Origin of the sequence: Verminephrobacter aporrectodeae subsp. tuberculatae At4 (genome assembly GCF_000193225.1) — a bacterium.
Taxonomy (GTDB): domain Bacteria; phylum Pseudomonadota; class Gammaproteobacteria; order Burkholderiales; family Burkholderiaceae_C; genus Acidovorax; species Acidovorax aporrectodeae.
This window is the reverse complement of record NZ_AFAL01000350.1, coordinates 1-20,023: the sequence shown is the minus strand read 5'-3', so window position 1 is coordinate 20,023 and position 20,023 is coordinate 1. Positions and strand designations below refer to the sequence as shown.

Genomic DNA, 20,023 nt, shown 5'->3' with positions numbered 1-20,023 from the left:
TGCGGGACCCGACTTTCCATAAAGACCCGATTCATGGACGCCAAGACCGGTTTCTTCTACCTCTTTTCGGCCGTGCTGCTGTTTGCCGCCCTGCGCGTGATCACCGCGCGCAACCCGGTGCACGCGGTGCTCTACCTGATGCTTGCGTTTTCGCAGGCCGCTGCGGTCTGGCTGCTGCTCCGGGCCGAGTTCCTCGCGATCACGCTGGTGCTGGTGTACCTGGGCGCGGTGCTGGTGCTGTTTTTGTTCGTGGTGATGATGCTCGACGTCCACATCGACCGCCTGCGCACGGGTTTCTGGAAGCACTTTCCGCTGGCCGCGACCGTGGGCGCGCTGATTGCGCTGGAGATGGCCGCCGTGCTGATGGGCGGCTTTCGCGGCATGGACGAGCCCAAGTCGGCCGTCGTCGATGCCGCGCACTCGAACACCCAGGCGCTGGGCAGACTGCTCTATACCGAATACCTGCTCCCGGTGGAGATCGCGGCGGTGATCCTGCTCGTGGCCATGATCTCCGCCATCGCGCTGACCCTGCGCCAGCGCAAGGACAGCAAGGCCATCGACGCCTCGGCGCAAGTCCGCGTGCGCGCCCGCGACCGTTTGCAGGTGCTCAAGTTTGCCGCCACGCGCAAGGCGGACGCCGACGTTCCGGCCAAGCCGCCAGCTGCCGAGGAGAAAACCGCATGACGCTGACCCTGGGCCATTTCCTCTCGCTGGGGGCGATGCTGTTCGCGCTGGCGGTGGTCGGGATCTTCCTGAACCGCAAGAACCTGATCGTGCTGCTGATGGCGATCGAGCTGATGCTGCTCGCGGTGAACACGAACTTCGTGGCCTTCTCCCACTACCTGGGCGACATGCACGGCCAGGTATTCGTGTTCTTCATCCTGACGGTGGCGGCCGCCGAGTCGGCCATCGGTCTGGCCATCCTGGTGCTGCTGTTTCGCAACCGCTCGAGCATCAGCGCGCAAGACCTCGACACCCTCAAGGGTTGACGGGTCGGCACCGCAGTATTCCCCCAAGGTTCTCAAGAATGAGTCAAACCCTCTCTGCTTCAACGCTCCTGGCCGCCGCATTGGCTCCGCTGGCGGGCGCCGTGCTGACCGGAATCTTCGGCACGGCCCTTGGCGGCAACCGGATCGGCCGCCGCCTGGGCCACAGCCTGGCGGTTTCCGGGGTGCTCGTGTCCTTCGTCCTGTCGGCCATGACGCTCAAGAGCGTGGCCCTGGACGGCGCGCGCTTCAACGAAACGCTCTACACCTGGATGCTCGCCGGCGGCCTGCGGATGGAGGTCGGCTTCCTGATTGACGGCCTGACCGCGATGATGATGGTGGTGGTCAGCTTCGTGTCGCTGATGGTGCACGTCTACACCATTGGCTACATGCGCGAGGACCCGGGCTACAACCGCTTCTTCGCCTACATCTCGCTGTTCACCTTCTCCATGCTCATGCTGGTCATGAGCAACAACCTGCTGCAACTGTTCTTTGGCTGGGAGGCCGTGGGCCTGGTGTCGTACCTGCTGATCGGCTTCTGGTTCCACAAGCCGTCGGCGGTGTTTGCCAACATGAAGGCCTTTCTGGTGAACCGCGTGGGCGACTTCGGCTTCATCCTGGGAATCGGTCTGATCGCGGCCTACACCGGAACGCTGAACTACGCCGAGGTGTTTTTCCAGGCCGGGCGGCTCGGCGGCCTCACGCTCCCGGGAACCGACTGGATGCTGATCAGCGCGATCTGCATCTGCCTGTTCATCGGCGCCATGGGCAAGAGCGCGCAGTTCCCGCTGCACGTGTGGCTGCCCGATTCCATGGAAGGCCCGACGCCCATCTCCGCGCTGATCCACGCCGCGACCATGGTCACGGCAGGGATCTTCATGGTGGCGCGCATGTCGCCGCTGTTCGAACTGTCCGACACGGCGCTGAACCTGATCCTGGTGGTGGGCGCGATCACTGCGCTGTTCATGGGCTTTCTGGGAATCGTCCAGAACGACATCAAGCGCGTCGTGGCCTACTCCACGCTGTCCCAACTGGGCTATATGACGGTGGCCCTGGGCGCTTCGGCGTATTCGGCCGCGGTGTTCCACCTGATGACGCACGCGTTTTTCAAGGCCCTGCTGTTCCTGGGCGCCGGCTCGGTCATCATGGGCCTGCACCACAACCAGGACATGCGCTGGATGGGCGCGCTGCGCCGGCACATGCCGATCACCTGGATCACCTCGCTGCTGGGCTCGCTGGCGCTGATCGGAGCGCCCCTGTTCGCGGGCTTTTACTCCAAGGACAGCATCATCGACGCGGTCCACTTGAGCCGCCTGCCCGCCGCGGGGTTTGCGCATTTCGCCGTCCTGGCCGGCGTTTTCGTGACGGCCTTTTATGCGTTCCGCATGTACTTCCTGGTGTTCCACGGCCAGGAACGCTACGACCAGAACCCGGACGCACACCATGACCATGGCGGGCACGCCGACCCCCACCCGCATGCGCCGCACGAGTCGCCCTGGGTGGTGACGGTGCCCCTGATGCTGCTGGCGATTCCCTCGGTGCTCGCGGGCCTGCTGTTCATCGAGCCCATGCTGTTCGGTGACTTCTTCGCAGGGGCCATCGTGGTGGACGCGGCCCGGCACCCGTCGATGGCGCAAATGACCGCGCACTTTCCCGGCGCCTGGGCCATGGCCCTGCACGGCTTGCAGGCGGCGCCGCTGTGGCTCGCGCTCGCGGGCGTCGCGCTCGCGTACTACATGTATCTGCGCAGGCCCGCGCTGCCCGCCGCGATCGCGGCGCGCCTGCGGCCGCTGCACGGCCTGCTGGAAAACAAGTACTACCTCGACTGGATCAACGAAAAGCTCCTGGCACGCGGCGCGCGGGCGCTGGGCACCGGTCTGTGGAAGGGCGGCGACCAGGCGCTCATCGACGGCGCGCTGGTGAATGGCTCCTGGAAGCTGGTGCGCTGGGTCGCGGGCGTCGTGCGCCGGATGCAGACGGGCTATCTCTACCACTACGCGCTGGTGATGGTCCTGGGTGTTTTTGCCCTCATGACGTACTTCGTCTGGCTCAACAAGTAGGAGAAGAACAAAAATGGGTTTGTTGAGTCTTGCCATCTGGATCCCGATTGCCTTCGGCGCGCTGCTGCTCGCCATCGGGCGCGACGAGCATGCGCCCATGGTGCGCTGGATGGCGCTGCTCGGGGCCGCGTTCGGTTTCCTGGTCACCCTGCCCCTGTACGGCGGCTTCGATCCGGGCAGCGCGGCCATGCAGTTCGTGGAAAAAGCGGCCTGGATCGAGCGCTTCAACGTCCACTACCACCTGGGCGTGGACGGCATCTCGTTGTGGTTCGTTCCGCTGACGGCCTTCATCACGCTGATCGTGGTGCTCGCGTCCTGGGAGGCGATCACCGAGCGCGTGAACCAGTACATGGGCGCGTTCCTGATCCTCTCGGGCCTGATGATCGGCGTATTCAGCGCGCTCGACGGAATTTTGTTCTACGTGTTCTTCGAGGCCACGCTGATCCCGATGTACCTGATCATCGGCATCTGGGGCGGCCCGAACAAGATCTATGCGGCGTTCAAGTTCTTCCTGTATACGCTGCTCGGTTCGCTGCTGATGCTGATCGCGCTGATCTACCTGTACAACCAGTCGGGCGGCAGCTTCGACATCGCCACTTGGCACCGGCTGCCGCTCGGCGGCCAGGCGCAGACCCTGCTGTTCTTCGCCTTCTTCGCCGCGTTTGCGGTCAAGGTGCCGATGTGGCCGGTGCACACCTGGCTGCCGGACGTGCACGTGGAGGCGCCCACCGGCGGCTCCGCCGTTCTGGCGGCGATCATGCTCAAGCTGGGCGCGTACGGCTTCGTGCGCTTCTCGCTGCCGATTGCCCCCGACGCCGCGCGCGAATGGGCCTGGCTGATGATCGCCCTGTCGCTCATCGCGGTGGTCTACGTGGGCCTGGTGGCCCTGGTCCAGACGGACATGAAAAAGCTCGTCGCCTACTCGTCGGTGGCGCACATGGGCTTTGTGACCCTGGGCTTTTTCCTGTTCAACGAACTCGGCGTCTCGGGCGCCCTGGTGCAGATGATCGCGCACGGCTTCGTCTCGGGCGCCATGTTCCTGTGCATCGGCGTCCTGTACGAGCGCGTGCATTCGCGCGAGATCGCCGCCTACGGCGGCGTGGTCGAGACCATGCCGCGGTTCACGGCGTTCGCGCTGCTGTTCGCCATGGCGAATTGCGGACTGCCCGCAACCGCGGGCTTCGTCGGCGAATGGATGGTCATTCTGGGCGCCGTGAAGGCCGACTTCTGGATCGGGCTCGTCGCCGCCACGGCGCTGGTCTTTGGCGCCGCGTACACGCTGTGGATGGTCAAGCGCGTGTACCTGGGCCCCGTGGTGCACGACAGCGTCCGCGGGCTGAGCGACATCGGCCGGCGTGAATTCCTCGTGCTCACCCTGCTCGCCAGCGCCGTGCTGGCCATGGGCCTGTACCCCCGTCCCGTCACCGACGTGATGGACGCCTCGGTGGCGCAACTGCTGCGGCATGTCGCGCTGTCCAAGCTGAACTGAGCGGACGGAGGAATTCAAAATGATAGACAACATCAGCTGGCTCGTGATCTACCCCGAGATCGTGCTGTTGGCCATGGCCTGCATGATCGCGCTGGTCGATCTGGACGTCAGCAGCGCACGCCGCGGCGCAACCTATGCGCTGAGCATGCTCACGCTCGCCGTGGTGGCCGTGCTGCAGGCGCTGTACGCGAGCAGTGGAAACACCCTTTACGGCTTTGGCAACATGCTGGTCAGCGACGCCATGGGCAACTGGCTCAAGTGCTTTGCCTGCGTGGCCACGATGCTCACGCTGGTCTACGGCCGCCCCTACGCGGCGGACCGCGGCATGCTGCGCGGCGGCGAATTGTTCACGCTGTCGATGTTCTCCCTGCTGGGCATGTTCATCATGATCGGCGGCAACAACTTCCTGGTGCTCTACCTGGGCCTGGAACTGCTCACGCTGTCGAGCTACGCGCTCGTGGCGCTGCGCCGCGACAACGCCACGGCGACCGAGGCCGCAATGAAGTACTTCGTTCTCGGCGCCATGGCCAGCGGGTTCCTGCTGTACGGCATGTCGATGCTCTACGGCGCGACGGGGTCGCTCGACATCGGCCAGGTGTTCAAGGCCATCAACGCCGGCCAGATCCGGCACCAGGTGCTGATCTTCGGCCTGGTGTTCGTCGTCGCGGGCCTGGCGTTCAAACTCGGCGCGGTGCCGTTTCACATGTGGATTCCCGACGTCTACCAGGGCGCCCCGACCGCCGTGACCCTGATGCTCGGCGGCGCGCCCAAGCTCGCGGCCTTTGCCATCACCCTGCGCCTGCTGGTCGATGGCCTGCTGCCGCTGGCGATCGACTGGCAGCAGATGCTCGCGCTGCTGGCCATCGGGTCGCTGCTCGTGGGCAATCTGGCGGCCATTGCGCAGACCAACCTCAAGCGCATGCTGGCGTATTCGACCATCGCGCAGATGGGCTTCGTTCTGCTCGGCCTGATGTCCGGCGTAGTGAACGGCCATGTTGACGCGGCAGCGGTGGAGAACGCCTACGGCGCGGCCATGTTCTACGTGCTCACCTATGTGCTGACCACGCTGGCGGCGTTCGGCGTGATCCTGCTGCTGGCGCGCGAGGGCTTCGAGAGCGAAGAAATCTCGGACCTGGCCGGCCTCAACCAGCGCAGCCCGCTGTACGCCGGCGTCATGGCCCTGTGCCTGTTCTCCATGGCCGGAATTCCCCCGCTGGTCGGCTTCTACGCCAAGCTGTCGGTGCTGCAAGCGCTGCTCGCGTCCGGCCAGGGCGGGTACATCGCGCTCGCGGTGTTTGCCGTGCTCATGTCGTTGATTGGCGCCTTCTACTACCTGCGCGTGGTCAAGCTCATGTATTTCGACGCCCCGCTGACGGCGGCGAATGTCTCGGCGCCCACCGACGTGCGCGTGGTGCTCGCGCTCAACGGCGCACTGATCCTCGTTCTCGGCCTGCTGCCCGGCGGCCTGATGGCGCTGTGCGCGGACGCCGTGGTGCGCGCATTGTCGACCTGATTTTTGTGTCCGGATTCCGCCCTGGGCGGGTGACCCAGGATAATGTCAGAAACAGGGATATTGTTCTGATATCCAGCTCCGGATGTGGCCATGAAACTGCTCCCCGAATCCATCTTGCTGCACGCACAGTCCCTCGCCGAGGGAGGTGTGCTGTCGCCCAAGGAGTTTCTGCACCTCGCAAGCCGTGCCGCTGTCGATCAGGCGCTGTCCCGGCTCGCCAAGGAAGGCCGGCTGCTGCGTGTCGTGCGTGGCAGCTATGTCGCACCGGTGTCGAGCCGGTTCGGGACGCGTGCGCCGGCGCCCGAAAAGGTGGTGCAAGCGCTGGCCGCCCAAACTGGCGAGGTCGTGACGCCCCACGGGGCCCACGCGGCAAACGCGCTGGGCCTGACTGCAGCAGTTGCCAATCCGGCAGGTCTACCTGACCTCGGGACGTACCCGCAAGCTCAAGCTCGGGCGCGCCGAGGTCATGCTCAAACACGCTCCGCGCTGGATGCTGGCGCCGGGATCCGGGCTGGCCGGTGCGGCCGTGCGCGCGCTGGCTTGGCTGGGGCCGACCCATGCGGGCAAAGCGCTGACCACCTTGCACAGCACACTGCCACCCTCGGATTGGCAGACGCTGGCATCGGCGCGCGCCACCTTGCCATCCTGGATGGCAAGGGCCATTGGCGAAGAAGCAATCCGTGGATGAGTCCTGCTTTGCCCTCGATCGGGAGGACCAGGACGACGTGTTGGAACAGGCCCGGGAAAAGACGGGCCGTCCCACCCATCTGCTCGAAAAGGACGTCTGGGTGGTCTGGACGCTCGGCGTACTGGAAAGAAGCCCATGAGTAAATCCCTGAGACTGTCCGAACAATGGTTCCGGCGTGGCCTGTGGCTGGTGGCGCTGGTGTTTTCCAGCTTTCTCATCGGCCTGGGCAGCGCCCTTGTGAGCGACCTGCCCAAGGTCGAAACCCCCTTGGAGGTGGATGACTTTCTGGACATGCAGGCAACGCAGCCCCTGCGCGACCAAATGCGGGATGCGCGCCGGGCCGAGCGCGATGCCGAGACCGCGCTGGAGCAGGCCAAGTTGCAACGCGACAAGGCGCACAACGAGAGCCGGGCCGAGCGCGAGACCTTCAACAACTGGTTGGCCGCACGCAGCGTGACCCAGAGCTCCGAGCAGAATCCGGAAGTCATCGCACGCACCCAGGCGCTGGACGCCCTCAAGCGCATCGAGCGCAAGGCCGAGCAAGCGGTCGAGCGCCAGGAGCAGGCCGCACTCGACGCGCGCCAGGGCGCTGCAGCGGCGCAGGAGCACCTGAGCCGGCTGGAGTCCGAAGCCCACGAAAAGTTGAACTCCGCGCGCCGCAAGGTGGAGTTGCGCGTGTTCCTGTACCGCCTGGCGCTTACCCTGCCGCTGCTGGCGCTGGCGGGCTGGCTGTACGTCAGAAAGCGCAAGGGCACCTACTGGCCATTCGTGTGGGGCTTCATCTTTTTTGCGCTGTTTGCTTTCTTCGTGGAGTTGGTGCCCTACCTGCCCAGCTACGGCGGCTATGTGCGCTATACGGTCGGCATCGTGGTGACGCTGCTGGTGGGGCGCTCCGCCATCCTGGCGCTCACCCGCTACCTGGAGCGCCAAAAGCAGGTCGAGTCCCTGCCCGACCAGGAGCGCCGCAAGGAACTCGGCTACGACGTGGCCCTGGCGCGCCTGGCGCAGAACGTTTGCCCGGGCTGCGAGCGCCCGGTGGACAGCCGGGACGAGAAAATCGACTTCTGCGCGCACTGCGGCATCTGCCTGTTTCAGCACTGCGACCATTGCCGCACCCGCAAGAGCGCCTTTGTCCGTTTCTGCCATGCCTGCGGCACGGGGACGGACGCGCAGCCGGCGCACGGCATCGCAGCCTGAAAGCGGCCTCGACCGGGCCAGGACAGCCGTCGCTCAGTTCCCCTTGTTCCTGCGCAACAGGAATTGCGCCCGACCCCGCCGTCTGCCGCAGCGGGTTTCAGAGCCGCTGCTTGTCATGTGCCTGGAGCGCCATGAGCACGTCGTGGCACGCGCCCAGGTTGTGGTAGTCCACCTTGCCGGCGTTGCTTTTTTCGCGCGTGTGGTTCCGGTTCGCGCCGTCGAGGATGCGGAACCAGGCGCCATGCTTGTGGTCCACGAAATGCGTCCAGCAGTAGTCCCAGATGCGCTCGTACCAGTGCGCATAGCGTTTCTCTGCGGTGTGCAGCGCGAGCAAGGCGGCGGCGGCCAGGCTCTCGGCCTGCACCCAGTGGTATTTGCTGTCGTCGCAGATGCTGCCGTCGGGCGCCATGCCGTAGAAGATGCCGCCGTGCGCCTGGTCCCAGCCCTTTTCGATGGCCGTGTCGAACAACCGCCGGGCGCAGGGCAGATGCCAGGGCGCGGGGTGCAGCGTGTCGAGTTGCAGCAGCAGCTTGGCCCACTCGGTCTGGTGGCCCAATTGGTAGCCCCAGGGGCGAAAGATGTTGCTGCGGTCGTGGCGGTTGTAGTCCCAGTCCGGCGACCAGTCGGCATGGAAATGTTCCCACACCCAGCCGCCGCAGAGCATCGCCTGGCGCTGGCAGATTCCCTGCGCGAGTTGCTCGGCGCGTTCGATGTAGCGGGGCTCGCCCGTGAAGCGGAAGGCCGCGATCATGGCCTCGCAGGCGTGCATGTTGGCGTTCTGGCCGCGGTAGCCGGTGAGGGTCCAGCCGCTGTCGGCCTCGTCGGCGTACAGGCCCGCGTCCGCTTGCCAGAAGTGCTGTTCGGCCATCTCGAAGGACTCGGCGAGCCAGCCGCGCGCATCGGCAACGCCGGCCTGCAGCGCGTGCGCGCAGGCGAGCATCACAAAGGCCATGCCGTAGCAGTGGCGCGTTGCGTCGAGCGGCGTCGCGGCGCCCGCGTGCCAGTCGATGAGCCAGGCGTAGCCCCCGCTGGCACGGTCGAGAAACGCCGTGCGCACGAACCACAGCGCGCGCAGAACGCCTCTGCGGTAGCGCTCTTCCCCCGTGATGCGGTAGAGCATGGCGTGCGTCACGACGAAGCGCGTGGCGCTCACGAGGTGGCGCGTGCGCTGCTCGTACACCGTGCCATCGTCGAGAAAGAAGTGGTACATGCCGCCGTCGGGGTCGGTGGCCACGGGGTCGTAGAAGGCCATGATCTCGCGGCTGTGCGCGCGCAGAAATTCGCTGGACCGGAAGTCCGGCCGGGCTGCGGTCATTCGTCTCTCCTCGGTAAATCAAATGTCATGCGCCTGCGCGCAGCCGGCGCAGCAGCCCCGCCGTGGAGCCGTCCAGACCGGCCGCGTCGCCGCTGGCCAGCCGCTGCTGAAGGTCCTTGGCCAGCGTCTTGCCCAGTTCCACGCCCCACTGGTCAAAGCTGTTGATGCCCCACAGGCTGCCGCTCACGAACACGCGGTGCTCTTGCAGCGCAATCAACGCGCCCAGGGACGCGGGGCTGAGCGACTCCAGCAGGATGAAGGTGCTGGGCCGGTTTCCCGGAAAGTGCCGATGCCCGTCCGCGCTGGCCTGGCCGAGCATCAGCGCCTGGGCCTGCGCCAGCGCGTTCGCGAGCAGTTTCTCGTGGTGACCGGGCAGGGGGTGCGTGGCCTGGCGCACGGCGACGATCTCCAGCGGCAGCACGTCGCGGCCCTGGTGCAGCATCTGGAAGAACGCATGCTGGCCGTTGGTTCCGGGCTCGCCCCAGAGCACGGGCGCTGTCGCGTGGGCCAGCGGCGCGCCGTCCTGCGCAACGCGCTTGCCGTTGCTCTCCATCTCCAACTGCTGCAGGTAGGCCGGGTAGCGGCGCAGCGCCGCGTGGTAGGGCGCGATGCAGCGGCTCGCAAAGCCATGGAAATTGCGGTACCAGACATCGAGCAGGCCCAGACGCACGGGCAGGTTTTGCGCCAGCGGTGCGCTGCGGAAATGCCCGTCCATGGCGTGCGCGCCCGCGAGCAGATCGCGAAAGCCCTGCGCCCCGATGGCAATGGCCAGCGGCAGGCCAATCGCCGACCACAGCGAGTAGCGCCCGCCCACCCAGTCCCAGAAGCCGAAGCAGGTGGTGATTCCGAGCGCGCCCGCGGCCTCGGTGTGCGTGGTGAGCGCGGCAAAATGCCGCGCCACGTCGCGCCCGCCCGCCGCAGAAAACCAGGCCAGCGCTGAGCGCGCATTCGTCATGGTCTCGTCGGTGGTGAAGGTCTTGGAGGCCACGAGGAACAGGCTGCTTTCGGGGCGCAAGCCCTGGAGCACGCCGTGCAGTTCATGCCCGTCAACGTTTGAGACAAAGTGAAAGCGTTTGCCGGGAATGCGGAATTCCTCGAGCGCGAGCACCGCCATGTGCGGGCCCAGGTCCGAGCCCCCGATGCCGATGTTCACCACGTCGGTGATGGCGTCGTCGCCGCGCACGCGCTCGGCATAGGCCAGCATGGCGTCGAGCGTGGCGTGTACGTCGGCCAGGCGCTGCGCCGTCTCGGGCCGATCGCCGGGCCAGGCCAGGCCCGCGGGGCGGCGCAGCAGCGTGTGCAGCGCGGCCCGGTTCTCGGTGCTGTTCACGGCCTGCCCGGCGAGCAGCGCAGCGCGGTGCTGCTCCAGACCGCAGCTGCGCGCCAGGTCAAGCAACAGGGCTTCGGTGTCGCGCTCCCAGAGGTTCTTGGACAGGTCGGCGAACAGGTGCGGCGCGCACTGGCTGAAATGCTCGAAGCGCTGCGCATCCTGCGCGAAGGCCTGGCGCAGGTCGAGGCGCTGGCCCCGGGCCGAGAAATGGGCCGCGAGCAGGGGCCAGGGCGCAGTCTGGTCGCAACGGATGGGCGTGGGCATGGGCGTGGACATCGATCGGTTGGAATGCATGGGGTCGGGTCGGGGACAGCGCGATGGTAGCAATGGTAGCCAGTAACTTGATTACATGGCAGCCCCGCAGCCCGGTTTTTCACGCATGCGATGAAAGGCGTTCACGCAAGTACAGAGCGCATGAGCGCCATGTAACATGATTACAATCCGGAGCCTGCAAAATCACGCCCCTGAACCAGTTTTCATGGAGACACCATGGGTTTCGACCTCGTCCTGTTTGGCGGCACCGGCGACCTCGCCTGGCGCAAGCTCATGCCCGCATTGTTTCAGGCGTTCCGGCACGGCACGCTGCCGCCGGGCGGGCGCATCATTGCCGTGGCGCGCGATACGCTGAGCGACGAACGCTACCGCAGCCTGATCCAGTCGCGCTTTGACGGCGTGGAACTCGCCAAGCGCCCCACGCCCGACGAATTTGCCCGCTTCGCGGCCCTGCTGCATTACCTGCGCATGGACCTGTCGCAGGCGCAGGACTACGAGCGCCTGGCGCAGATGCTGAACGCGCGCGCCGCCGATTCGGTGGTGATGTACCTGGCCATCGCGCCGAGCCTGTTTACCACCGTGTGCGAGCAGATCGCGGCCGTGGGCCTGAACGGCCCCGCGACCCGCGTGGTGCTGGAAAAGCCCCTGGGCCACGACCTGCAATCGAACCAGGCGATCAACGACACCCTGCGCCGCGTGTTCGGCGAAGAGCAGGTTTTCCGCATCGACCACTACCTGGGCAAGCCCTCGGTGCAGAACCTGTTCGCCCTGCGTTTCGGGAATGCGCTGTTCGAGCCCCTGTGGCGGCGCGAAACCATCGCCAACATCCAGATCAGCATCGCCGAGGACCTGGGCGTGGAGACGCGCGGCGCGTTCTACGACCAGACCGGCGCGCTGCGCGACATGGTGCAAAACCATGCGCTGCAGCTGCTGTGCGCGATCGGCATGGAGCCGCCGATCAACTCCGGCGCGCACGCCATCCGCGACGAGAAGCTCAAGGTGCTGCAATCGCTCAAGCCCTGGACCGCGGAGAGCATCGGCCAGCAGGTGATCCGTGGGCAATACGCCGCGGGCACCGTGCAGGGCCAGGCGGTTGCGGGCTATTGGCAGGAAAAGGGCGTGGCGCCCGACAGCCGCACCGAAACCTTTGTCGCGCTGCGCACCGAGATCCTGAACTGGCGCTGGGCCGGCGTGCCGTTCTACATCCGCACCGGCAAGCGCCTGGCGGGGCGCGACGCGCACATCGTCGTCAACTTCCGCCCCGTTCCGCACCCGATCTTCAAAACACCCGCAGGAGCGGCGAACCGGCTGGTCATCAACCTGCAGCCCCGCGACGGGCTGGAACTGCACCTGCTGGCGCAGGGTGCGGCGCAGCACCAGGGCGAGCTCGCGCTGTCGCAGGCGCACCTGAACCTGGACTTCGAGCAGCGCTTTGGCACCGAGCGCGTGGGTGCCTACGAGCGCCTGCTGCTCGACGTGATCGCCGCCCGCCTGAACCTGTTCGTGCGCAGCGACGAGCAGGCGCAGGCCTGGCACTGGGTCGAGCCCATCTTGCAGCACTGGAAGAACGACCCGGTGAGGCCACGGCCGTATGCGGCGGGCAGTTGGGGGCCGAGCGCGGCGAGCGCGATGATTGCGCGCGATGGCCATTGCTGGAGCGAAGAGGTCTGACAGACGGCACGCGCAGCTCGCCAAGCGCACGCACGGGGATCAGCGCCCCTGCGCACCCGCAATGTCCAGCGCGCGCGCCGCGCCGTACAACGCGGGGGTCGCGCCGGGGTCGATGACCCAGCACGGAATCGCCGCCAAGTAGGGCTGGAAGCGCCCCTTGGCCTCGAAGCGGGCGCGAAACGGCGAGCGATCGAACCAGGCACCCAGGCGCGGCACGATTCCACCGCCGATGTAGACGCCGCCGAGCGCGCCCAGCGTGAGCGCCAGATTGCCCGCGACGTTGCCCAGAAAGCCGCAGAACAGTTCCAGCGCCTGCAAGGCCAGCGGATCCCCGTCCTGCAAGGCCAGATCGCTGACCTGCGCGGCGGAATCGACCCCGGCTGCGCCCGACTGACCCAGTTGGCGCAGCGCGTGGTACAGGTCCACCAGCCCCGCGCCGCACACGGCGCGCTCGGCCGACACATGGCCGTAGCGCGCCTGCAGGATGCGCAGCACCTCGAACTCCAGCGGCGTCTGCGCGGCCACGCTCACATGCCCGCCTTCGCCCGACAGGGGGACGCCGCTGTGCGCGCCCGGCGGGAACACCAGTCCCGAGACCCCGAGCCCCGTTCCCGGCCCGAGCAGCGCGACCGCGCTGCCCGCGACCGCCACGCCGCCGCCCACCTGGCGCAGCAGGTCGGGGGTGAGCAGGGGCAGCGCCAGCGCCAGCGCCGTGAAGTCGTTGACGACGATCAGCCGCCGCAGCCCGAGCGCCTCGCGCAGGGCGCTCTGCGAGAAGCTCCAGCTGTGGTTGGTCATGCGCACCAGGTCGCCCGTCACCGGGTTGGCCATGCCAAGGGCCGCCTCGTGCGGGGCGGCGATTGCGGCCCCGGCCAGATACGCGGCGATCGCAGCGTGCACCGTGGGGTAGCCTGCGCAGGGCAGAACGCGGGTGTCGTGCAGCGGGCCATCCGGCCGCTCCTGCCAGGCCAGGCGCATATTGGTGCCGCCGATGTCGGCCAGCAAACGCGGTGACTTCATGAATCGTTTCGGGAATGTTTCTGCGGCGCGAAAAAAAAGGGGGCCTGCAGCCCCCAAAGAGTAACCCACACCAATCACTGACCAATCAGCACGGACTCATGGAGTGTCCGGAGTTGGAAATGGGCATCACCACCAAACTTCGTACTGCAAGCCCATGAGCGTGCGCGAGGTCTTGCCATTGGCACCAAAGCTGGCCGCATTCGCCATCGCAGCGGGGCGATTCCAGTTGGCCTTGGTGACGTACAACCGCAGTTCGGGGCGCGACCAGAAATCTTCCGACAACGCCACGGCGCCGGCCAGCGTGAACTTGTTCAGGCGCTGGTTCGGCATCCCCGCGCTCTTGCGCGTGGTGGTCGAGACCTCGGTCAGGCCCTTGAAATTCTTTGTGAAGGCATACGATGCGCGTCCGCCCAAGGAGAAATCCTTGGTCGTCACCGCTCCGACGGCGTCGGCCCTGCCGGTCTGGTAGCCGATCAGCGCCTGGCCGCCGAAGGGGCCGCTTTGCCAGCCGATCGCGTCGGCAATGCGCAGCGCCTTCTTGCCGACGCTCTTGCCGTCGATGGACTCGAACTCGCCGTCGATGCGCGCATGGCCGCGCGAGGTTTGCAGGAACATCGAGTTGCTCATGCCCTTGAGCCCGAGGTCGGACTGGTTGTGCAGCAGCGAAACACCTGATCCCGAACCCCCACCGACCTGGCCTTTGCCGCCGACGGCCGTCAGCAGCACCCGCAGCTTGCCGCCCGGGTTGACCTTGATCTCGGAGAAATCGGCGTTGAAGCGGTTCGCCTTCACGCCGCTGGGCAGGCGCTTGTCAAACTGGTCGCCGGTGAACACGCCGAGGCCGAGCTTGGCGCCTCCCAGGGGAATATCGGTCACGCCGGCACCCTGGTAGTCGCCGTAGTTCATCAGGAAGTTGTCGACGATGTGCACGTCCTCGATGCGCAGGCGGCGCTGGCCAGCCCAGAACTTGGCGTCGGGCAGGAAGGACAGGCCGCTCATCTCCACATACGCCATTTCGGTGGCGACGTCGCCGCTGCCCCACTTGCTGGGCATGTAGTTCACGCTCCACTTGACGCCACCGCTCTCGAAGCTGCGCGCAATGCCGACTTCGATGCCGTAATCCCCTTCGTTGCCCAGCCGGTATTTCTGCAGGTCTCCGCCCAGGGAGAGTCCCCCTTTAACGTCGTCGGAGTAGCCGAACACCGGCCCCCCGCGTGAGTAACCCGTGATTTCAAATCCCGCGACATCCAGTGCCATTGCGCCGTTGGTGGCGCATGCAGCGGCCAAGGCCACGGCAGTAAGGCGTTTTTTCATCATTGAAGAGCTCCATTTGGTTTTCGCGGCGGCCGCGATTTTTTTTATGGCGTCAGCAACGCCACTCCCTGTCATCAGTCCGAAATGGGCTGACCACATTCCTGAGAGCGCCCGCGGGCGCAATCGCCATGCCCTGGACCGCACCGGGCACCAAACTGCTGCCCTTGGCGGCTTCGGCAAAATCCTTGGACGGAGCACCGGGCACGGGCGTGAAACCGCTCCGTGCGCACCGGAGCGGGACCCTTGTACCTGGCCTCGCACCCCGGGGTCCTCCCGCGCAGAACCTCGACCTCCCCCGCGCTGGCAGACAGCGCCGCGAATGCAGCTGCCCCTGTCGTCTTTTCCATTCCCTCACCTCCCCGATATGACTTCTGATTCTTTGTCGCGCCGTGAAAACCATTGCCGATCGGCGAAGTCGGTAATCTAATTACATCGATTCATCACCCCATCAGGGCTTTCCCTGTGTGTTGCATTGGGGCCACGTGCGGAACTGGTTCGCAGAGCGATTCAGACGGCGCGAATCAGCTGCTCGAGCCGCGCGGCGTCTGCCGCGAAAGCGCGAATGCCTTCGGCGAGCTTTTCCGTCGCCATCGCGTCCTCGTTGAGCGCATAGCGAAAGCCGGCCTCGTCGTAGTGCACGGCAGGCAGGTCCATTCCCCTGGCCGCCTGGGCGTCGAGCGCGGGCTGTAGCGGCGCATCGCTGGCGGCCAGTTGCGCCAGCAGCTCGGGCGCAATGGTCAGCAGGTCGCAGCCCGCGAGCGCCCTGATCTGGCCCAGGTTGCGGAAGCTCGCGCCCATCACCTCGGTGGCAATACCAAAGCGCTTGTAATGGTTGTATATCTGCGTCACCGACTGCACGCCCGGATCGTTCGCGCCGGCGTTGGCGGCCTCGTCCCAGCCGGCGCCGGCCTGCTTTCTGTGCCAGTCGCAGATGCGTCCGACAAAGGGCGAGATCAGCTGCACCCTGGCCTGGCCGCAGACCACGGCCTGGGCAAACGCAAACAGCAGCGTGAGGTTGGTATGGATTCCGCGCCGCTCAAGCGTTTGCGCCGCCTGTATGCCCTCCCACGTGGCGGCGATCTTGATGAGCACGCGGTCGATGTGCACGCCCTCGGCCTGGTACAGCTCGACGATGCGCTCGGCGCGCGTGACGGTGGCCTGGGTGTCGAAGCTCAGGCGCGCGTCCACCTCGGTCGAAACACGGCCCTCGATGAGCGCCAGGATGTCGCAGCCGAAGCGCACCAGCAGGCGGTCGGCGATTTCGTCGAGCGCGCGCCCCTTCCAGCGCGCCACGGTGTCATGCAGCAGCGGCGCGTACTCGGGCCCTTGCACGGCCCTGAGGATCAATGACGGATTGGTGGTGGTGTCGCGGGGTCGAAATTGCGCCAATTGCCTGAAGTCGCCGGTATCGGCAACCACGGTGGTGAACTGTTTGAGGGCATCGAGTTGGTTCATGGCGTCATTATTCCACCCGCCTCCGCAGCGCCCTGTGGCCGCGCATGGCAGCCAATGCGCGCGGAGCCATGGAAACTCAGTTCCAATACGTTCACGCACCGCCCCGCAGGGTGCCCATGGCCGCCCTGCCCCTTTGTCGAAGAACTGACATGCTCCATCGCATCACCGCCTCCCTGCCGTCACTGCCGCCCGCCGAGCAGCGCGTGGCCAGGCTGGTGCTGAGCGACGCACGCGCCTTCTCCCGGTTGCCCGTGCGCGAGCTGGCCCGGCGCGCGCAGGTGAGCAAGCCCACGGTGGTGCGCTTTTGCCGCAGCATGGGCTACGACGGGCTGGCCGATTTCAAGCTCAAGCTCGTCGGCAGCGTGAGCGAGGGCGTGCCCTTCGTCCACCGCAGCGTGGACGCCGACGACAAGACCGGCGACGTGCTCGTGAAGGTGGTGGACAACGCCGCTGCGGCCTTCCTGCAGTACCGCAACGCCGCCAGCACCACGGCCATCAAACGGGCAGCCGATGCCATTGCGGCCAGTTGGAAGACGGGCCGGCGCATCGAGTTCTACGGCGTGGGCAACTCCGGCATCGTGGCGCAGGACGCGCAGCACAAGTTCTTCCGCCTGGGGGTGACCTCCATCGCCGCCAGCGACGGCCACATGCAGGTCATGAGCGCCACGCTGCTGGGCGCGCAAGACTGCGCGGTGATCATCTCCAACTCGGGCCGCACGCGCGACCTGATGGACGCCGCCGACATCGCCCGCAAGAACGGCGCCACCACCATCGCCATCACGGCCAGCGGCTCTGCGCTGGCCCGCAGCTGCAGATTCATCTGGCGGCGGACCACCCGGAGAGCTACGACCAGTACAGCCCGATGGTGTCGCGCCTGCTGCACCTGCTGATCATCGACGTGCTCGCGACCTGCGTGGCGCTGCGCATCGGCAGCCGCTTGCAGCCGACCCTGCAGCAGATGAAGGAGAACCTGCGCGCCAAGCGCTACACCTGATGCTCGGGGCGCGGTTCAGGCCGTGACCAATACCCCGGCCACCAGCCGCGCGACCCGGTCGCAGCGCGCCGCCAACGACGCGTCATGCGTGACCAGAACGAACGCCGTCCCCTGCCCGCGCGCCAGTTGCAGCAGCAGATCGAATACGCCATCGGCCGTGCTGCGGTCCAGATTCCCGGTCGGCTCATCGGCCAGCACGCACGCGGGCCGCGCCACCAGCGCGCGCGCAATCGCCACCCGCTGGCGCTCGCCGCCCGAGAGTTCCGCCGGGCGGTGCTGCAGGCGCTCGCCCAGGCCGACCGACGCGAGCACGCGCTGCGCCCGGGAATGGCATTGAGCCAGCGGCTCGCGGCGGATGCGCAGCGGCATGGCGACGTTGTCCAGCGCGCTGAACTCGGGCAGCAGGTGGTGGAACTGGTAGATGAACCCCAGGTGCTGATTGCGCAGTTCGCCCTGGCGCTGCGCGGGCAGGGTCGAGATCGCCTCCCCCTGGAGGTGGACGCTGCCCGAGCTCGGCGCGTCCAGGCCGCCAAGCAGGTGCAGCAGGGTACTCTTGCCCGACCCGGAAGCGCCCACGATGGCCAGCGTTTCGCCCACATGGATGCGCAGGTCAACGCCGCGCAGAACGCTCACGTCGAGGCCGCCTTGCGTAAAGCGCTTGCTCAGGCCCCGGGCTTCGAGAACCGGCGTGGCGTCAGCAAGGGGGTGCTGCTCTCCTTCGGAGGGCGGCGCAATGCCTGCATCGGCGGGTGCGGGGCGGTCGTTCCGGTCATTCATAGCGCAGCGCCTCGGCAGGGTTCACCCGGCTCGCGTGCCAGCTCGGGTAGAGCGTGGCCACGAAGGCCAGCACCAGCGAGATGGCGGCAATGGGAACGATGTCGCTGCTGCGCGGCTCGCTGGGCATCTGGCTGATGAGGTAGATGTCCTTGGGCAGAAAGCTCGCACCGAGCGCGTGCTCGATCGCCGGGACGATGACGTCGATGTTGCACGCGACCCCCAGGCCCAGCAGCAGGCCCGCGAGCGTGCCGATCGCGCCCACGAGCGCGCCCTGCACCACGAAGATGCCCATGATGCTCTTCGGACTCGCGCCCAGCGTGCGCAGGATGGCGATGTCGGCGCGCTTGTCGGTGACGCTCATGACCAGCGTCGAGACGAGGTTGAACGCGGCCACGGCGACGATGAGCGTGAGGATGATGAACATCATGCGTTTCTCGAGTTGCACGGCGGCAAACCAGGTGCGGTTCTGTTGCGTCCAGTCGCGGATCAGCAAGCGCCCGCTCAGGCTGTGCGTCAGTTCCAGCGCCACCGCGCGCGCGCGGTGCAGGTCTCGCAGCTTGAGGCGCACGCCCGTCGGGCCTTCGAGGCGGAAGATGCGCTGCGCGTCCTCATGGTGCAGCAGCACCAGCGCCGAGTCGTATTCGTAGTGGCCCGAGTCGAACATTCCCGCCACCTTCATCTGCTTGAGGCGCGGTACCACGCCGGCCGGCGTGACCTGGCCGGACGGTGCGATCAGGGTCACCGCGTCGCCCACGCGCACGCCCAGCGCGCGCGCCAGCTCGCGGCCGAGCACTACGCGGAACGCGCCGGGCACCAACTGCTGCAGCAGCCCTTCGTTGACCGCTGCCAGGTCGGTCACCGCGCCTTCCAGCGCGGGGTCGATGCCGCGCACCAGCACCCCCTTCATGTCCTCGCCCCGCGCGAGCAGCGCCTGCGCGGCGACGAACGGCGCAGCGCCGATGACCTCGGGGTTCTGCCGGGCCTGCGCCAGCGTGCGATCCGGATCGGACAGCGCCGCGCCCTGGGGCGCAAATATCTCGACGTGCGAGACGACGCTGAGCATGCGGTCGCGCACGTCCCTTTGAAAGCCGTTCATCACGGACAACACGATGATCAGCGCCGCCACGCCGAGCGCAATGCCCAGCATGGACACGCCCGAGATGAACGAGATGAAGCCATTGCGCCGCGTGGCACGGCCCGCGCGCGTGTAGCGCCAGCCCAGCGCCAGTTCGTAGGGAATTTGCATGGTGGTGAAAAGCCTGCGCGGTGCGCGATTGCCCGCCGCAGTCCGGGGCAGATTGTGGCATCCCGCAAAATACCCGGATGCCGGCCCCTGCCCACCTGATCATTGCCTACGCCGCAGGCGCATCCGAGGCCTGCCACAAGACCCTGCAAGGCCTGGCCCTGCCGCATCTGCAACGGCTGCTCGCCCGGCTCACCATGCAACCCGCGGTCAGCGGTGCGCAAACCAGCTACTCCACCCCGCACGAACGCGCGCTGGCGCAGGCCCTGGGACTGCCCTGCGCCGACGGACGCATCCCCTGGGCCGCCTGGCACCGGCATTCCCTGGGCCTGCCCGCCGACGCCCAGGCCTGGGCCTTCGTCACGCCCTGCCAGTGGCAGGTCGGCGCCGACCATGTGAGCCTGTGCGACCCCGAGGCGCTGGGCCTGGACGAGGCCGCGTCGCGCGCGCTGCTGGCCATCGTCGCGCCCTGGTTTGCGCAGGACGGAATCCACCTGCACTACGACCAGCCCACGCGCTGGCTCGCGCGCAGCGAGTGGTTCGCCACGCTCGCCACCGCGTCCCTGGAGCGGGCGCTGCTGCGCGACCTGCGCCCCTGGCTGCCCGACGCGCGCGCGGCCCGCCCCCTGCACCGCCTGCACAGCGAAATGCAGATGCTGCTGCACACCCACGCCTTCAACGGCGCGCGCGCCGAACGC

At 67.0% G+C, this 20,023-nt stretch carries 15 protein-coding genes and 3 pseudogenes; 11 read left to right on the top strand and 7 right to left on the bottom strand.

The genetic code is table 11. The features are described 5' to 3' along the window. The first annotated feature begins 33 nt into the window (after positions 1-33). From VTU_RS0106885 to VTU_RS0106845, 8 genes and pseudogenes are all read left to right on the top strand, one after another. Positions 34-684, top strand: coding sequence for an NADH-quinone oxidoreductase subunit J (locus tag VTU_RS0106885; protein WP_010102638.1), 651 nt, complete (start codon positions 34-36; stop codon positions 682-684). After that, complete coding sequence (gene nuoK / locus VTU_RS0106880) at positions 681-989, top strand: NADH-quinone oxidoreductase subunit NuoK (protein ID WP_010102637.1); 309 nt, start codon at positions 681-683, stop codon at positions 987-989. Before VTU_RS0106885 ends, nuoK begins: the two co-directional genes overlap by 4 nt. A 38-nt stretch (positions 990-1,027) precedes the next feature. Next, entirely contained in the window at positions 1,028-3,046 is a 2,019-nt protein-coding gene (nuoL, locus tag VTU_RS0106875) for an NADH-quinone oxidoreductase subunit L (RefSeq protein WP_010102636.1), read from the top strand. A gap of 13 nt (positions 3,047-3,059) precedes the next feature. Beyond that, the gene (locus tag VTU_RS0106870) at positions 3,060-4,535 is read left to right on the top strand and encodes an NADH-quinone oxidoreductase subunit M (protein WP_010102635.1); all 1,476 of its coding nucleotides are present in this window, start codon (positions 3,060-3,062) and stop codon (positions 4,533-4,535) included. 19 nt (positions 4,536-4,554) lie between these two features. Further along, on the top strand, positions 4,555-6,048 hold the full coding sequence (nuoN, locus tag VTU_RS0106865; protein ID WP_010102633.1) for an NADH-quinone oxidoreductase subunit NuoN: 1,494 nt from the start codon (positions 4,555-4,557) through the stop codon (positions 6,046-6,048). Positions 6,049-6,138: 90 nt separating this feature from the next. Beyond that, a pseudogene (locus VTU_RS31245) lies at positions 6,139-6,736 on the top strand (DUF6088 family protein). After that, the gene (locus VTU_RS32605) at positions 6,729-6,875 is read left to right on the top strand and encodes a hypothetical protein (protein WP_010102630.1); all 147 of its coding nucleotides are present in this window, start codon (positions 6,729-6,731) and stop codon (positions 6,873-6,875) included. Before VTU_RS31245 ends, VTU_RS32605 begins: the two are co-directional and overlap by 8 nt. Beyond that, positions 6,872-7,933 (top strand): hypothetical protein, encoded by a 1,062-nt coding sequence (locus tag VTU_RS0106845; protein ID WP_010102629.1) that lies wholly within the window; start codon positions 6,872-6,874, stop codon positions 7,931-7,933. The genes VTU_RS32605 and VTU_RS0106845 overlap by 4 nt, the downstream gene beginning before the upstream one ends. Positions 7,934-8,030: 97 nt before the next feature. On the opposite strand, the gene VTU_RS0106840 is transcribed toward VTU_RS0106845, so the two are convergent. Then, positions 8,031-9,248, bottom strand: a complete 1,218-nt coding sequence (locus tag VTU_RS0106840; protein WP_010102628.1) for an AGE family epimerase/isomerase — start codon at positions 9,246-9,248, stop codon at positions 8,031-8,033. A 25-nt stretch (positions 9,249-9,273) separates the two neighbouring features. After that, on the bottom strand, positions 9,274-10,842 hold the full coding sequence (gene pgi / locus VTU_RS0106835) for a glucose-6-phosphate isomerase (protein ID WP_138927816.1): 1,569 nt from the start codon (positions 10,840-10,842) through the stop codon (positions 9,274-9,276). Between the two features lie 225 nt (positions 10,843-11,067). Between pgi and zwf the strand changes: the two genes are divergently transcribed. After that, on the top strand, positions 11,068-12,522 hold the full coding sequence (gene zwf / locus VTU_RS0106830) for a glucose-6-phosphate dehydrogenase (protein ID WP_010102625.1): 1,455 nt from the start codon (positions 11,068-11,070) through the stop codon (positions 12,520-12,522). A 39-nt stretch (positions 12,523-12,561) separates the two neighbouring features. Here zwf and glk read toward each other — a convergent pair whose 3' ends face one another. The 3 genes from glk to tal form a co-directional block, all read right to left on the bottom strand. Beyond that, positions 12,562-13,542: a glucokinase gene (glk, locus tag VTU_RS0106825; RefSeq protein ID WP_010102624.1), complete on the bottom strand. Its 981-nt coding sequence runs from the start codon at positions 13,540-13,542 to the stop codon at positions 12,562-12,564. Positions 13,543-13,668: 126 nt separating this feature from the next. Further along, positions 13,669-14,856 carry a carbohydrate porin gene (locus tag VTU_RS0106820; RefSeq protein WP_236610652.1) on the bottom strand — a complete coding sequence of 396 codons (1,188 nt, stop codon included), beginning with the start codon at positions 14,854-14,856 and terminating at the stop codon, positions 13,669-13,671. 507 nt (positions 14,857-15,363) lie between these two features. After that, positions 15,364-16,311, bottom strand: coding sequence for a transaldolase (tal, locus tag VTU_RS0106815; RefSeq protein ID WP_010102622.1), 948 nt, complete (start codon positions 16,309-16,311; stop codon positions 15,364-15,366). A gap of 149 nt (positions 16,312-16,460) precedes the next feature. Between tal and VTU_RS26395 the strand changes: the two are divergent. After that, positions 16,461-17,305 (top strand): annotated as a pseudogene (locus tag VTU_RS26395) (MurR/RpiR family transcriptional regulator). A 15-nt stretch (positions 17,306-17,320) separates the two neighbouring features. On the opposite strand, the gene VTU_RS0106805 reads toward VTU_RS26395, so the two are convergent. Next, positions 17,321-18,082, bottom strand: a complete 762-nt coding sequence (locus VTU_RS0106805) for an ABC transporter ATP-binding protein (protein WP_010102620.1) — start codon at positions 18,080-18,082, stop codon at positions 17,321-17,323. Next, complete coding sequence (locus tag VTU_RS0106800; RefSeq protein WP_010102618.1) at positions 18,075-19,328, bottom strand: lipoprotein-releasing ABC transporter permease subunit; 1,254 nt, start codon at positions 19,326-19,328, stop codon at positions 18,075-18,077. Before VTU_RS0106800 ends, VTU_RS0106805 begins: the two co-directional genes overlap by 8 nt. Positions 19,329-19,405: 77 nt before the next feature. On the opposite strand from VTU_RS0106800, the pseudogene VTU_RS0106795 reads away from it, so the two are divergent. Beyond that, a pseudogene (locus VTU_RS0106795) lies at positions 19,406-20,023 on the top strand (phosphoglycerate mutase); the annotation flags it as partial.

Bases quoted from the DNA above. Each gene is read 5' to 3' on its own strand.
- VTU_RS0106885 (WP_010102638.1), top strand. From the start codon at position 34: ATGGACGCCAAGACCGGTTTCTTCTACCTCTTTTCGGCCGTGCTGCTG.
- nuoK (WP_010102637.1), top strand. From the start codon at position 681: ATGACGCTGACCCTGGGCCATTTCCTCTCGCTGGGGGCGATGCTGTTC.
- nuoL (WP_010102636.1), top strand. From the start codon at position 1,028: ATGAGTCAAACCCTCTCTGCTTCAACGCTCCTGGCCGCCGCATTGGCT.
- VTU_RS0106870 (WP_010102635.1), top strand. From the start codon at position 3,060: ATGGGTTTGTTGAGTCTTGCCATCTGGATCCCGATTGCCTTCGGCGCG.
- nuoN (WP_010102633.1), top strand. From the start codon at position 4,555: ATGATAGACAACATCAGCTGGCTCGTGATCTACCCCGAGATCGTGCTG.
- VTU_RS0106845 (WP_010102629.1), top strand. From the start codon at position 6,872: ATGAGTAAATCCCTGAGACTGTCCGAACAATGGTTCCGGCGTGGCCTG.
- VTU_RS0106840 (WP_010102628.1), bottom strand. From the start codon at position 9,248: ATGACCGCAGCCCGGCCGGACTTCCGGTCCAGCGAATTTCTGCGCGCG.
- pgi (WP_138927816.1), bottom strand. From the start codon at position 10,842: ATGCCCACGCCCATCCGTTGCGACCAGACTGCGCCCTGGCCCCTGCTC.
- zwf (WP_010102625.1), top strand. From the start codon at position 11,068: ATGGGTTTCGACCTCGTCCTGTTTGGCGGCACCGGCGACCTCGCCTGG.
- glk (WP_010102624.1), bottom strand. From the start codon at position 13,542: ATGAAGTCACCGCGTTTGCTGGCCGACATCGGCGGCACCAATATGCGC.
- VTU_RS0106820 (WP_236610652.1), bottom strand. From the start codon at position 14,856: ATGAAAAAACGCCTTACTGCCGTGGCCTTGGCCGCTGCATGCGCCACC.
- tal (WP_010102622.1), bottom strand. From the start codon at position 16,311: ATGAACCAACTCGATGCCCTCAAACAGTTCACCACCGTGGTTGCCGAT.
- VTU_RS0106805 (WP_010102620.1), bottom strand. From the start codon at position 18,082: ATGAATGACCGGAACGACCGCCCCGCACCCGCCGATGCAGGCATTGCG.
- VTU_RS0106800 (WP_010102618.1), bottom strand. From the start codon at position 19,328: ATGCAAATTCCCTACGAACTGGCGCTGGGCTGGCGCTACACGCGCGCG.